The 14,002-nt window shown below is 69.9% G+C and carries 11 protein-coding genes; 1 reads left to right on the top strand and 10 read right to left on the bottom strand.

Translation table 11 applies throughout. From position 1 onward, the window contains the following. Window positions 1-599, top strand: a 599-nt coding sequence (locus WS91_RS36020; protein ID WP_231752041.1) for a hypothetical protein, incomplete at its 5' end; no start/stop codon positions are given. A gap of 106 nt (window positions 600-705) precedes the next feature. Here WS91_RS36020 and WS91_RS19130 read toward each other — a convergent pair. The 10 genes from WS91_RS19130 to WS91_RS19085 all read right to left on the bottom strand — a co-directional run bounded on the left by WS91_RS19130 (window position 706) and on the right by WS91_RS19085 (window position 13,875). Next, window positions 706-3,882: a multidrug efflux RND transporter permease subunit gene (locus WS91_RS19130; RefSeq protein ID WP_059670782.1), complete on the bottom strand. Its 3,177-nt coding sequence runs from the start codon at window positions 3,880-3,882 to the stop codon at window positions 706-708. A 13-nt stretch (window positions 3,883-3,895) separates the two neighbouring features. After that, window positions 3,896-4,201 (bottom strand): hypothetical protein, encoded by a 306-nt coding sequence (locus WS91_RS19125; RefSeq protein WP_059670781.1) that lies wholly within the window; start codon window positions 4,199-4,201, stop codon window positions 3,896-3,898. Between the two features lie 62 nt (window positions 4,202-4,263). Continuing rightward, window positions 4,264-4,839 carry a GNAT family N-acetyltransferase gene (locus WS91_RS19120; protein WP_038749086.1) on the bottom strand — a complete coding sequence of 192 codons (576 nt, stop codon included), beginning with the start codon at window positions 4,837-4,839 and terminating at the stop codon, window positions 4,264-4,266. Next, complete coding sequence (locus tag WS91_RS19115) at window positions 4,836-5,393, bottom strand: GNAT family N-acetyltransferase (RefSeq protein ID WP_038749084.1); 558 nt, start codon at window positions 5,391-5,393, stop codon at window positions 4,836-4,838. Before WS91_RS19115 ends, WS91_RS19120 begins: the two co-directional genes overlap by 4 nt. A gap of 4 nt (window positions 5,394-5,397) precedes the next feature. After that, window positions 5,398-6,768 (bottom strand): metallopeptidase TldD-related protein, encoded by a 1,371-nt coding sequence (locus WS91_RS19110; protein ID WP_059670780.1) that lies wholly within the window; start codon window positions 6,766-6,768, stop codon window positions 5,398-5,400. Then, window positions 6,768-8,201 carry a TldD/PmbA family protein gene (locus tag WS91_RS19105; RefSeq protein ID WP_038749078.1) on the bottom strand — a complete coding sequence of 478 codons (1,434 nt, stop codon included), beginning with the start codon at window positions 8,199-8,201 and terminating at the stop codon, window positions 6,768-6,770. Before WS91_RS19105 ends, WS91_RS19110 begins: the two co-directional genes overlap by 1 nt. Next, window positions 8,194-9,828, bottom strand: a complete 1,635-nt coding sequence (locus WS91_RS19100) for an ABC transporter ATP-binding protein (protein WP_059670779.1) — start codon at window positions 9,826-9,828, stop codon at window positions 8,194-8,196. Before WS91_RS19100 ends, WS91_RS19105 begins: the two co-directional genes overlap by 8 nt. Beyond that, window positions 9,825-10,940, bottom strand: a complete 1,116-nt coding sequence (locus WS91_RS19095) for an ABC transporter permease (RefSeq protein WP_059670778.1) — start codon at window positions 10,938-10,940, stop codon at window positions 9,825-9,827. Before WS91_RS19095 ends, WS91_RS19100 begins: the two co-directional genes overlap by 4 nt. Then, entirely contained in the window at window positions 10,894-11,946 is a 1,053-nt protein-coding gene (locus WS91_RS19090; protein WP_038749069.1) for a microcin C ABC transporter permease YejB, read from the bottom strand. Before WS91_RS19090 ends, WS91_RS19095 begins: the two co-directional genes overlap by 47 nt. A 12-nt stretch (window positions 11,947-11,958) precedes the next feature. Next, window positions 11,959-13,875: an extracellular solute-binding protein gene (locus tag WS91_RS19085; RefSeq protein ID WP_394335889.1), complete on the bottom strand. Its 1,917-nt coding sequence runs from the start codon at window positions 13,873-13,875 to the stop codon at window positions 11,959-11,961. Window positions 13,876-14,002 lie beyond the last annotated feature (127 nt).

Genomic DNA, 14,002 nt, shown 5'->3' with positions numbered 1-14,002 from the left:
GGTCGTCGCGGGTCGTCGCGGGTCGGCGCGGGTCGGCGCGGGTCGGCGCGGGTCGGCGCGGGTCGGCGCGGGTCGGCGCGGGTCGGCGCGTGTCGTCGCGGGTCGGCGCGGGTCGGCGCGGGTCGGCGCGGGTCGGCGCGGGCCGGCGCGGGCCGGCGCGGGCCGGCGCAAGTGCGCGAGTCACCGTCGGCGGCCGGCTTCCGCTGCGAAACCGGCCGCATCCGCCCACGGCGCGCGCACGATCATCGAAAGCCACTGTTTTTTTGAAGGACTCAATGAAGAAGATTCTCGCTGTCATCGCTTTTCTCGCCGTCGTCGGCTGGCTCGCCGCGACGACGACCATCCTGCTCGCGCCCACCTCGCAACCGTGCACCGACGCATGGTTCGACGCGGTCGACAAGCAATTCCACATCACCGACGACGGTGGGCACGGCCCCGATCCCGGCAGCGGCGAATGGCTCGGCGCGGTCGAACGCAAGGCGAAGCTGCCCGAAAACGACCATCTGCCCGAGCAGCAGCGTTGCGAGGCGATTCAGCGCGAGCTTTCGCATCGCACGTACATCGTCAACCCGCGCCTCGGCCTGCGATTCTCGCTCTGACGCTCGCGCACCCTTGCTCGCTCGCCGGCCGCGTCGCCGTCGCGAGCGGGCGAACGGGCGAGTGCGCGAGCACAACGCCGATGCGCGCCCGCCCGCATCGGCGCGCTCATTCGTTCGCCGCTACCCCGTGCTCGCCCGATTCGCGATCGCGCTCGACAGCCCGCCGCCCGCGCCGCCCGAGCGACGCGACCACCTGAAACGCGACCGGCGCGAACACGAGCCCGAACAGCGTCGCGGCGAGCACGCCGCCGAACGCGCCCGTGCCGATCGAGCGGCGGCTCTCGGCGCCCGCGCCCGTCGCGCTCACGAGCGGCACGACGCCGAGCACGAACGCCATCGACGTCATCACGATCGGCCGAAAGCGCGCCGACGCCGCGTCGACCACCGCCTGGCGCAGCGCGACGCCGCGCGCGTGCAGATCGCGCGCGAACTGCACGATCAGGATCGCGTTCTTCGCGGACAGCCCGATCACCGTAATCATCGCAACCTTGAAATACACGTCGTTCGGCATGCCGCGCAACTGCACGGCCGCCACCGCGCCGATCACGCCGAGCGGCACGACGGTCAGCACGGACAGCGGAATCGTCCAGCTTTCGTACAGCGCGGCGAGCGCCATGAACACCGCGAGCACGGATAGGCCGATCAGCAGCGGCGTCTGCCGCGCGGCGACGGTTTCCTCGCGCGCCGCGTCGACCCAGTCATAGCCGACGCCCGTCGGCAGGTTCGCGGCGAGCCGCTCCATTTCGGCCATCGCCGCGCCGAGGCTGTATCCGTTCGCCGGACGGCCGACCACGTCGAGCGACGGATAGCCGTCGAAGCGGTTCAGCGCGACGGGCCCGACGCTCCAGCGCCGCGACGCGATCGCCGACAGCGGCACCATGTCGCCCGTCTTGTTCGGCACGGAAAGCGCCATCAGTTGATCGTCGGTGCTGCGCGCGCCGGCGTCCGCTTCGATGATCACGCGCCGCATCCGCCCCGCCGCCGGAAAATCGTCGACGTAGTTCGAGCCGAGCAGCCCGCCGAGCAGGCCCGCGATCCGCTCGAACGGCACGCCGAACGCGTACGCCTTCGCGCGGTCGACGTCGAGCTCGACGCGCGGCGCGTCCGGCAAATCCTCGGTGCGCACGGACGCGAGCGCCGGATCGGCCTTCGCCGCGTCGGCGAGGCGCTCGCGCGCCGCCTTCAGCGCGTCGACGCCGATGCCGCCGCGATCCTCGAGCCGCAGCGTGAAGCCGTCCGAATGCCCGATGCCGGGCACCGACGGCGGCAGCGACGCATCGACGTCGCCGTCGCGAATCCGCGCGAACGCGCCGTTCAGCCGATCGCGCAGCGCGGCCGCGTCGACGCCGCGCTGCGCCCAGTCCTTCAGCTCGACGAACGCCATCGCGACGTTCTGCCCGCTGCCGGCGAAGCTCCAGCCGATCACGCTCGTCACGTTCGCGACGGCCGGCTGCGCGTGCAGGATCGCCTCCACCCGCTCGACGACCGCCATCGTGCGCGCCTGCGTCGCGCCCGCCGGCAGCTGGATCATCACCTGCAGTTGCCCCTGGTCCTCGGTCGGCAGGAAGCCGTTCGGCATCGCCCAGTACAGCGCCGCGCCGCAGGCGAGCAGCGCCGCGTAGATCGCGGCCATCGGCCCGATGCGCGCGACCGTGCGCGCGGTGAGCGAGCGATAGCCCGCCGACGCGCGCGCGAAGCCCGCCGCGAAGCGGTCCGCCGCCCACGCGCCGAGCCCGCGCACGCCGCGCCGCCGCCCGATCCGCGCCCGCGCGCCGCCGGGCGGCAGCGGCTTGAGCAGGTTCGCGCACAGCGCGGGCGTGAGCGACAGCGCCATGAACGACGATACGAGCATCGACGCGATCATCGCGACCGAGAACTGCCGATAGATCCCGCCGACGCCGCCCGGAAAGAACGCCATCGGCACGAACACCGCGGTCAGCACGGCCGTCACGCCGACGATCGCGCCGACGATGCGCTTCATCGCGCGGCGCGTCGCCTCGCGCGGCGACACGCGCTCCTCCTCCATCACGCGATGCACGCTCTCGACGACGACGATCGCATCGTCGACCAGAATGCCGATCGCGAGCACGAGGCCGAACATCGTGAACACGTTGATCGACAGCCCGAACGCCCACATCGCGACGAACGCCCCCATCAGCGTGACCGGAATCACGATCGTCGGCACGAGCGTGCAGCGCAGGTCGCGCAGGAACAGCCACATCACGAAGAACACGAGGACGATCGCCTCGACGAGCGTCAGCACGACCTCGTCGATCGCGATGCGGACGAAATGCGCGCCGTCGAACGGAATGGCCACCGCGACGCCGGGCGGCAGCCGCTTCGACAATTCGGCGAGGCGCGCGCGAATCGCGTTCGACGTCTCGAGCGCGTTGCCGCGCGGGCCGAGCTGGATGCCGACCGTCGCGGCCGTCTTGCCGTTCAGCCGCGACGAGAACGAATAGTCGTCGCGGCCGAGCTCGACGCGCGCGACGTCCGCGAGCCGCACGACGGAGCCGTCCGGCTTCGCCTTCAGCACGATCCGGCCGAACTCGGCGGGCGATGCGAGCTGGCCCTTCACGATCACCGACGCGGTCGTCTGCTGGCCGGCGACGAACGGCGCATCGCCGATCGCGCCCGCCGTCACCGCCGCGTTCTGCGACGCGACGGCCGCGATCACGTCGTCGGCACCGAGCCCGTACTCGCGCAGCTTCATCGGGTCCAGCCAGATCCGCAGCGCCTCGTCGGCGTCCCACAGCTGCGCGGAGCCGACGCCCGGCGCGCGCTTCAGCTCGCGCAGCACATAGCGGCTCAGGTAGTCGCTCAGTTGCGCGGAATCGCGCGTGCCGTCGGTCGACGTCAGCGCGACGAGCATCAGGAACGTGTTCGCCGCCTTGAACACGCCGATGCCCTGCTGGACCACCTGCTGCGGCAGCCTCGGCTCGACCTGCTTGAGCCGGTTCTGCACGTCGACGAGCGCGAGGTCCGGATCGGTGCCGGGCGCGAACGTCACGTCGATCTCGAGGTTGCCGTGGCCGTCGCTGCTCGTCTCGTAATAGAGCAGCCCGTCCGCGCCGTCGAGGCTCTCCTCGATGATGCTGCCGACGTCGCCGTCGACCGTCTCCGTCGACGCGCCCGGATAAGTCGCGTTGATCACGACGCGCGGCGGCGCGAGGCGCGGATACTGCGCGACCGGCAGTTGCGGAATCGCGAGCACGCCCGCGACGACGATCGCGAGCGCGACGATCCACGCGAAAACGGGGCGGTCGATGAAGAACGACGGCATGCGTGCGGCTCCGTCAGCGCGACGCGTTCAATTCGGCGCGCACGGTCGCGCCGATCACGCGGCGCGCGGCGGCCGCGCTCGCGCCGAGGCGCCCGAAGCAATCGGAGCAATCGAAGCAATCGAAGTGCTTGAAGCGCCTGAAGCGCTCACCGCGGCGCAGATCCGCGAAGAGCCCGCGCGGATCGCCGTGAAAATGCAGGAACGCCTTCGCGCGACGGGCGAAGACGCCGCGCGCCCGCTCGCTCAGCCAGGGCAGCCGGCGATTCTCGCTCGGCAGGTTTTCAAGCCGGTCCAGCGCCGCTGCGTCGGCGTGCTTCATCGATGTCTCCGTGATTGCGCAATCGTCGTTCGAATGGGGCGCGCCGGCATCCGCTCGCGCGCTCAGCGCGGCGCAAACGGCGGCGCGTCGGCGAGCCGCGCCATGTGCAGCACGTCGACCAGCTCGCCGGCGCGGATCGCGTAGCCGCGCGAGCGCCCCTCCTCGGTGAAGCCGAAGCGGCGATACAGCGCGATCGCACGCGCGTTGTCGGCGAACACCGTGAGCTCGACGCGGCGCAGGCCGAGCGCGCGGTCCGCGCAGTCGACGATCGCGGCCATCAGCGCGCCGCCGACGCCGCGCCCCGCATACGCGTCGTGCACGCCGATGCCGAGCAGCGCGCAGTGCGCGCGGCGGCCGGAAAACGTCTCGAGCCCGCCGTGACCGACGACGCGCCCGTCCACCTCGGCGCACAGGTTGACGCCGCCGCCTCGCCGCGCCGCGACCCGCATGAGCCACGCGGCGACCGCGTCGGCCGACGCGTGCGGCATCGCGAGCGTGCCGCGCTGCACGAGCGGCTGGTTGCGCATCTGCGCGATGGCCGCCGCGTCCGCCAGCTCGGCCGCACGCACGATCACGCGGCTCGCGCCCGCGCGCGACGGGTTCGCATCGGTCCGATCGCCTGCTCGTTGCGTCGTCATGCCGGAGTCTCGGAGGGGGCCGCCGCAAGCGGCGGCGAGTCCTTCAGGCGCGCGATCAGACAGCCGTCGACGAGCACGCCGTCGCGCAGCGCCGCACCGCGCTGCGTCGCCTCGATCTCGAAGCCGAACTTGCGATGGAACGCGAGCGCGACGAAATCGTCCGCGTAGAGCTGCGCCTCGATCCTGCGCAGCCCGAGCCAGTCGTCGGCGATCGCGAGCGTCTCGCGCATCAGCGCGCCGCCGACGCCGCGACGATGCCACGCGTCATGCACGGCGATCGAGATCGACGCCGCATGCGAGCGCCGCAGCTTGCCCGGCGCGAGCTCGCTCCAGCCGACGAGCGCCTCGCCGATCCATGCGCCGAGCGCGTATTGCTCGCGCATCAGCGCATCGAGCCATTCGCGCCGCCTGTCGAGCGATGCGTGAGGCGCGCTCGCGAAGCGCCCGTCGATCGACGGCTGCCGCGCGAGCGCGTGCAGCGCGTCGGCGTCCGCCGCGCGCAGCGCGCGGATCGTCACGTCCGGCGGCGGCGGTGAACTCGCGGCGCGCTCCATCGCGTTACAGCGTCAGCTCGAACGAGCGCGCGAGCAGGCCCGGCAGCCTCGCGCCGCCCGTCGGCCGCTCGCCCCACGATTCGTCGCTCAGCAGCACTTCCGGCGTCGCGCCGAGCTGCTCGAGCTCGCCGCCGAGCAGCCGGTACAGGCTGTCGTCGAAGCGCATCGCATCGACGGGCGCGACGATCCTGCCGCCTTCGGCCCAGAACGTCGCGAAGCGCGTCATCCCGGTGATCCGGCAATTCATCTTGTCCGAGAAATTCAGATACCAGAGATTGCCGATGTAGAGGCCCGTGTCGAGCGCCGCGAGCACGTCGGCGTCGGCGAGCGCGCCGCCCGCGATCGACAGCGTCTCCGGCATCTCGTCCGCAGACGCGCCGTTCGGGCTCAGGCCGTGCTCGCGCGCGGTGCGCGCGCTCACGAGCCGCCCCGCGCTGCGCCCCTCGACGACGAGCGGCACGCTGTCGCGGCGATAGCCGTCCGCGTTGAACGCGGGCGCGACGCCGAGCGAAAAATCCTCGGTGATCGTCACGCGCGGATCGAGCGCCGCCTCGCCCGCGTGCAGCCGGTGCAGGCTACTGCGCGCGCTCGCGTTCGCGCGCGCGGAAAAGCCGTCCCAGCGCAGCAGGCGGACGATCTCCGCGACCGCGGCCGGCGCGAGATACGCGCGGTAGCGGCCGGGCGCGAGCGCCTTCGGCGCGCGGCCGAGCACCGGCAAGCGCGCGGCGGCCTCCTCGACCTTGCGCGCGAACGCGGCGTCGCTCCACGCGTCGCCCGCGTAGACGGTCTTGATCGCACGGCCGCTCGGGTCGTACAGCGACCAGCTGAAATCGAAATTCTCCACCTCGTGCCAGCCGCGGCTGCCCGCCGACGACGCGAAGCCGCGCACGAGCGAGCCGCCCGCGTAGAAGCCGACGAAGTCGAGCCCGCGCGCCGCTTCGGCGACGACGCGCGCGAGCGCGTCGGGGTCGGGCAGGCTGCCGGCGCGGCGGGTCGACTGCCGCCACGTCGACGTATCGAACAGCAGATGCGGATCGTCGGGCGCGTCGCGCAGGCCGTCGCGCAGCGTCGCGAGCGCATCCGCGAGCTCGGGCACGTCCGTCGCCGGATCGCCGCTCACCGTCTGCGTGAACGACGCCTGCCGCGCGTGCGCCACGAGCCGCACGCCGAGCTTGCCTTGCAGCACGCGCCCGGTCTGGCGAATTCTGCCCGCGTTGAAGCGGATGAAATCGGACGTCTCGCCGGCGAACCACAGCAGCACCGTCTCGCCCGGCCGCTTCAGCCGTTCGGCTTCGTCCGCGAGCCGCGCGAAATGCGCGTGCCAGTCGATCGGGGCGATCGGGGCCGCGCGCCCCGGCTTCGCGAAGTCGGTCATCACGCGCCTCCGAACACGTCGACGTCGGCGAACACGCAGGCGGGCGACGCGTGGCCGACACGGATGATCTGCGCGGGCTCGCCCTTGCCGCAGTACGGCGTGCCGTACACGCGGAACGTGCTTGCGTCGCCGACCGCGCGCAGGCTGCGCCAGAAGCTCGCGGAAACGCCGCGATAGTTCGGCCGCTTGACGACCTGCGTCAGCTCGCCGTTTTCGATCAGTTGCCCGAATTCGCAGCCGAACTGGAATTTGTTGCGGTGATCGTCGATCGACCACGACGTGTTCGTGCGCATCAGAACACCGCGCTCGATGCCCGCGACGAGCGCCTCGAACGAATGCGAGCCGGGCTCGACGTTCAGGTTCGCCATCCGGTCGATCGGCGGCCGGTTCCAGCTCGACGCGCGCGCGTTCGCGACGCCCGGCAAGCCCGCGCGCGCCTGCGACAGCGCGCCGCCGAGCGGCCGCTCGAGCACGCCGTCGCGGATCAGGTATTGCTTGCGCGCGGCGCTGCCGTCGTCGTCGAACGCGTACGACGCCGCCTCGCCGGGCATCGCGGGATCGAACGTGACGTTCAAGAGCGGCGAGCCGTACCGGTACGAGCCGAACATCTCCGGCTTCACGAAGCTCCAGCCCGCGAAATTGCGCTCGTCGCCGAGAATCCGGTCGAGCTCGAGCGGGTGGCCGATCGATTCGTGGATCTGCAGCATCATCTGGTCCGGCATCAGCAGCAGGTCGCGTGTTCCGGCGGGGCAGTTCGGCGCGGCGAGCAGTTGCAGCGCCTCGCCGGCGACGCGCGCGCCCGCGCCGTCGAAGCCGTAGCGCGCGAGCACGTCGAGGCCGCCCTGCGCGAGCGTGCCCGCGTTGCCGAGCGTGCGCACCTGCGTATCGCCGCGCGCGTGCGCGACGACGCTCAGCTGCGGCATCACGTGGCGAAAGCGCTGATCGATCCGCACGCCGTCGCTCGTCACGTAGAGCTGATCGGCATGCACGAGCATCACGCCCGCCGTGCGCTCGACGATCCGCGCATCGACGGCCGCCGCCGCGCATTCATGCGCGAGGCGCTCGATCCATTCCGCGCGGGACGGCAGCGCCTCGTCCGCGTGCGGCGACGCATAGCCGCCGCTCGCGTCCGGCCGCGCAACCGCGCGATGGTCGATCAGCGACAGCGCCGCGCTCGCCTTCGCGCGCGCGGCGGCCGCATCGAGCGCCGCCTGCAGGCCGGCCGCCGACAGATCGGCCGTCGCCGCGTAGCCGGCGCCCGCGCCCGACCACGCAATCAGCATCGCGCCGCGGTCGCGCACGCTCGCGAGCGGCTGCGCGACGTCGTTGCGCACCGCGTGTTCGTCGATCCGTTCGTCGACGACGCGCAGCGACCAGAAATCGGCGTCGCTGCGCAATTGTCGGGCGGCTTGCGCCCAGCGTTCGTCAATCATCCGCCCTCTCTCGCACACTGCGCCGCGGCGTCAGCATCGACGACGCCAGCAGCGACCGCGTATACGGGTGCGACGGCGCGCCCAACACGTCCAGCGTGTCGCCCGCCTCGACCACGCGCCCTTCCTTCATCACGAGCACCCGATGGGCCATCGCCCGCATCACCGCCAGGTCGTGCGTGATGAACAAGTAGCTGAGTTTGTACTTTTTTTGGAGATTCGTCAGCAGGTTCAACACCTGTTTCTGGATCGACACGTCGAGCGCGCTCGTCGGCTCGTCGAGCACGAGCAGTTCCGGCTCGACCGCGAGCGCGCGCGCGATCGCGATCCGCTGCCGCTGGCCGCCGGAAAACTCGTGCGGATAGCGCAGCATCGCCTCGGCAGGCAGGCCGACTTCCTGCAACAGCCCGGCGATCCGCGCGCGCCTCGCGTCGCCGGTGACTTCCGGCCGATGCACGGAAAGCCCCTCGCCGACGATCTGCTCGATCGTCATCCGCGGCGACAGCGAGCCGAACGGGTCCTGGAACACGACCTGCATGCGCCGGTACAGGCCGCGCCGGCCGCGCGCCGAGCGCAGCGCTTCGAGCGGCAGCCCGTCGATCTCGATTCCGCCCGCCGCCGGCCGCTGCAGCCCGAGCACGGCGGACGCGAGCGTCGATTTGCCCGACCCCGATTCGCCGACGATGCCGATCGTCTCGCCGCGCCGCAGCGCAAACTGCGCGTCGTGCACCGCGCGAAACGTCGTCTTGCCGAACAGCGCGCGCCAGCCTTTCGGCGCGATCCGGTAATCGACCGCGAGCGACTTGACGTCGAGGATCGTCCGCGCGGACGGCGCGACGGTTTCGATCGCGCGCTGCGGCTCGCTGTCGAGCAGGCGCTGCGTATACGGATGCTGCGGATTCGCGAACAGCGCATCGGTGTCGCCCGTCTCGACGAGCTCGCCGTGCTCCATCACCGCGACGCGCTGCGCGAAGCGCCGCACGAGATTCAGATCGTGCGTGATCAGCAGCACCGCCATCCCGCGCGCCGCCGCCTCCTGCTCCTGCAGCTCGATCAGCAAATCGACGATCTGCTCGCGCACCGTCACGTCGAGCGCGGTCGTCGGCTCGTCGGCCAGCAGCAGGCGCGGCCGGCACGCGAGCGCCATCGCGATCATCGCGCGCTGCCGCTGGCCGCCCGACAGTTGATGCGCGAAGCTGTCGATCCTGCGTTCGGGCTCCGGAATGCCGGTGCGCCGCAGCAGCTCGATTCCGCGCGCGCGCGCCTCGCCCGGCCGCAACCCTTCGTGCAGCCGCAGGCTTTCGGCGATCTGCTTGCCGATCGTGTAAAGCGGGTTGAGCGCCGTCATCGGCTCCTGGAACACCATCGCGATGTCCGCGCCGCGGATGCCGCGCATCTGCTGCTCGGTCTTCGTCAACAGGTCTTCGCCGTCGAACAGCATCCGTCCGGACAGCGTCGCGTGCTGCACGAGCCGCAGGATCGACAGCGCGGTGACACTCTTGCCCGAGCCGGATTCGCCGACGAGCGCGACGCGCTCGCCGCGCGCGACCGACAGGCTCAGTTCGCGCACCGCGATCTTCTCGCCGAACGCCGCGGAGAAACCGTCGATTTCGAGAAGCGGCCGGTTCATCGCGGACCTCCTCCGAACGCCGAGCCGCGCGTGCGCGTATCGAGCGCGTTGCGCAGCGCATCGCCCATGAACGTGAGCAGCAGCAGCGTGACGACGAGCGCCGCGAACGCCGACATCGAGATCCACCACGCGTCGAGATTGCTCTTCCCTTCCTGCAACAGCTCGCCCAGGCTCGGCGTCGGCGGCGGCACGCCGAGACCGAGAAAATCGAGGCTCGTCAGCGACAGGATCGCCGCGCTCATCCGGAACGGCAGGAACGTGATGACGGGCGTGAGGCTGTTCGGCAGCACGTGCCGCCAGATGATCTGCCAGTTCGTGAGCCCCATCGTGCGCGCGGCCTTCACGTAGTCGAGCGCGCGGTTGCGCAGGAACTCCGCGCGCACGTAGTCGGACAGCACGAGCCAGCCGAACATCGACAGCAGAACGAACAGCAGCCACAGCGTCGGCTCGAAGATCGCCGCGAAGATGATCAGCAGGTACAGGTCGGGCAGCGCGCTCCAGATCTCGATCAGGCGCTGCCCGATCAGATCGGCGCGGCCGCCGTAGAAGCCCTGCAACGCGCCCGTGAGCACGCCGATCGTGACGCCCGACACCGTCAGCGCGATCGCCATCAGCACCGACAGCCGGAAGCCGTACAGAAGACGCGACAGCACGTCGCGGCCGAACTGGTCGGTGCCGAGCCAATTGCTCGCGGACGGCGGCGCCGGATACGGGCGCGACGCGAAATAGTCGATCGTGTCGTAGCGATAGCGGTTCGGCGGGTAGATCGCGAAGTTGCCGTTCGCTTCGATCTTCGAGCGGATGTACGGATCGAGATAATTCGTCTTCGCCGGAAAATCGCCGCCGAACTGCGCCTCCGGATAATCCTTCAGGATCGGAAAATAATAATGCCCTTCGTAGCGGACGACGAGCGGCCGGTCGTTTGACAGCACGTCGGCGAACAGGCTGATCGCGAACAGCGCGGCGAAGATCACGAGGCTCCAGTAGCCGAGCCGCTGGCTGCGAAAGCGCAGCCACGTGCGCCGCCACGGCGACGGCGACGCCGCGCACGCGACGCACGCGGGATCAGTGGTCCACGCGGTGGAATTGGATGCGGGGGTCGACGAGGACATAGCAGACGTCAGCGATGAGTTTAGTGACGAGACCGATCAGCGTGAACAGGAACAGCGAGCCGAGCACGACCGGATAGTCGCGGCGGATCACCGAGTCGTACGACAGTTGCCCCATGCCGTCGAGCGAGAACAGCGTCTCGATCAGCAGGTTGCCGTTCAGGAACGCGCCGACGAACGCGGCGGGCAGGCCGGTGACGAGCGGAATCGCCGCGTTGCGCAGCACGTGCTTCCACAGCACGTCGCGCTCGGGCGCGCCCTTCGCGCGCGCGGTCAGCACGTATTGCCGGCCGATCTCTTCGAGAAACGTGTTCTTCGTCAGGATCGTGACGATCGCGAAGTTGCCGACGACCGATGCGGTGACGGGCAGCACGACGTGCCACAGATAATCGAGCGCCTTGCCGAGCGCGGTGAGCTCGTCGAAGTTGTCCGACGTGAGGCCGCGCATCGGGAACACCTGCCAGAACGTGCCGCCGCCGAACAGCATCAGCAGCAGCACGCCGAGCACGAAGCCGGGAATCGCGTAGCCGGCGAGCACGAGCACGCTCGTCACGGTGTCGAAGCGCGAGCCGTTGCGCACGGCCTTCGCGATGCCGAGCGGCACCGAGATCAGATACGTGAGGATCACGGTCCAAAGCCCGAGCGTGATCGATACCGGCAGCTTCGAGCGGATCACGCCCCACACGCTCTCGTGCGCGTAGTACGACTGCCCGAGATCGAACGTCGCGTAGCTCTTCAGCATCATCACGTAACGCGTGAGCGGCGGCTTGTCGAAGCCGAACTGCTTCTTGATCTGCTCGATCTGCTGCGGATCGACGCCCTGGCTGCCGTGATAGCCGCCCCCGCCGCCGCCCGCCTCGCCGCCGCGCGCGGTGCCGTGGCGCAGTTGCGTCAGCACCTGCTCGACCGGGCCGCCCGGCACGAACTGCGTGACGACGAACGTGATCGTCACGACGCCGACGAGCGTCGGCACCATCAGCAGCAATCGTCTGAGAATGTATGCAAGCATCGTCGCTCCCCGCTAGGCGGCCGGTTCCGGCTCTTGCGCAACCGCGCCGGCCGCCGGCTTCTTCCTGAACCAGTAATCGATGATCCAGTCCTCGTATTGATAGGATGCCGGAATGACCGGCGGATGCCCATACGTCGTCTTGTAGGCGATCCGCGCGTTCGGCAGGTAATACTGCGGCACGAGGATGTACAGGTTGATCAGCACGCGGTCGAGCGCGTGCGTCGCCGTCTTCAGCTCGTCGAGCGTGTTCGCCGCGAGCGCCGCGCGGATCAGCGCGTCGACCGCCTTCGAGCGCACGCCCGGGTAGTTCTCCGAACCGACTTCCGACGCCGCCGCGCTGCCGAAGCGGCGCACGAGCTCGGCGCCGGGAATCGTGACGGGCGGATAGATGAGCGTCGTCATGTCGTACTGGAAGTTGTCGAGGCGCTTCTGATACAGCGCGCTGTCGATCTCGTGCATGTGCGCATGGATGCCGAGCATCCCGAGCGCCTGGATGTACGGCAGGATCAGCCGGTCCATGCCCGGCTCGTCGTCCATGATCTCGATCGTCATCGCCGTGCCGCTCGCGTCGCGCAGCGCGCCGTCGCGATAGTGCCAGCCGGCCTGCGCGAGCAGGTCGCGCGCCTCTTTCAGGTTCGCGCGCAGCGAGCCGGGCGGCACCGTCGACGGCTGCTTGACCATCGGGCCGAACACTTCGGGCGGCAGTTCCGCGCGAAACGGTTCGAGCAGCGCGAGCTCCTCGCTGCTCGGCATTCCGGACGCGCCGAACGGGCTCGCCTCCCAGAAGCTGTTCGTGCGGCGATATTGCCCGTAGAACATCATCCGGTTCATCCAGTCGTAATCGAACGCGAGCGCAAGCGCATGACGCACGCGAGCGTCGCGGAACTTCGGTTCGCGCATGTTGATGAGGAAGCCCTGCATCTGCGCGGGGCCGTCCGGGAACTCACCCTTCTTCAGCATGCCGTTTCGGAAGTTCTTGCCGACGTAGCGGCGCGCCCATTGCGTCGAGCTGTATTCCATCCGCACGTCGACATCGCCCGCCTTGAACGCTTCGAGCATCGTGTATTGATCGAGATACAGCTTGAATGACACGCGCGCGAAGCGGAACATCCCGCGCCGCGTCGGCAGATCGGCCGCCCAGTAACGCGGATTGCGCACGTAGGCGATCTGCTTGTCGTTCTTGCGCTGCTCGATCAGGTACGCGCCGCTCGCGATCGGCGGCTCGCTCACGATCTGGTCGAACGGCGGCCGCGTGCCGTCCGCCCGCATCCCCCATTTCGGCGAGAACACCGGCAGGTCGCCCGCGATCAGCGGAGCCGCGCGTTCGGGGCGCTTGAAGTCGAAGCGCACCGTCAGCCGGTCGACAACCGTCGCGCGCTTGATGACCGCGAACTGCGCGTTGACGAGCGGCGACGCCTGCGGGCTCGTCAGCATGTCGAACGAATACTTGACGTCGGCCGCGGTGATCGCCTCGCCGTTCGAGAAGCGCGCGGCCGGATTGATGTGGAACGTCGCCGAGCCGCCGTCGGGCGCGACGTCGACGTTGTCCGCGATCAGCGGATATTCGGAGGCGAGCTCGTCCCAACTGCGCTGCATCAGCGTGTCGAACATCAGGTTCTGGATGTCCGGCGCGGGCGAGCCGCGCACGAGGAACGGATTCAACGAATCGTAGCTCTGCGCCTCGTTGTAGTTTTCGAAATTCAACGGGCCGTCGTTCGGCGCGTCGGGGTCCGCATAATCGAAATGCGTGAAGGTCGGCGGATACTTCGGCTCGCCGTATTGCGCGAGCGCCGTGGCGGCGAGCGCGTGCGACGGCGCGGCGGCGCTTGCGACGAGCATCCCGCACGCGATGGCCGCGATCCGCACGGCCGCCCAAGCGCGCATCGCCCAGCTCGCGTCGAACGGCAAACGCAACTTCGTTGGTCTCATCGTCACCTGCGTACGATCGCATCGGCGCTGTGCCGACGCAGAGTCAATTCTCGCGCGACGCGGCGGCATGAACGGCAACGCGCGTCCAGTCCCGTTTCGTCGCTGTTTGCCTGCTGCATCGCGGTAT

The organism is Burkholderia sp. MSMB1498, assembly GCF_001526245.1.
Taxonomy (GTDB): Bacteria; Pseudomonadota; Gammaproteobacteria; order Burkholderiales; family Burkholderiaceae; genus Burkholderia; species Burkholderia savannae.
Note: the sequence above shows the minus strand (reverse complement) of the source record. Positions and strands in the feature narration are given on the sequence as shown.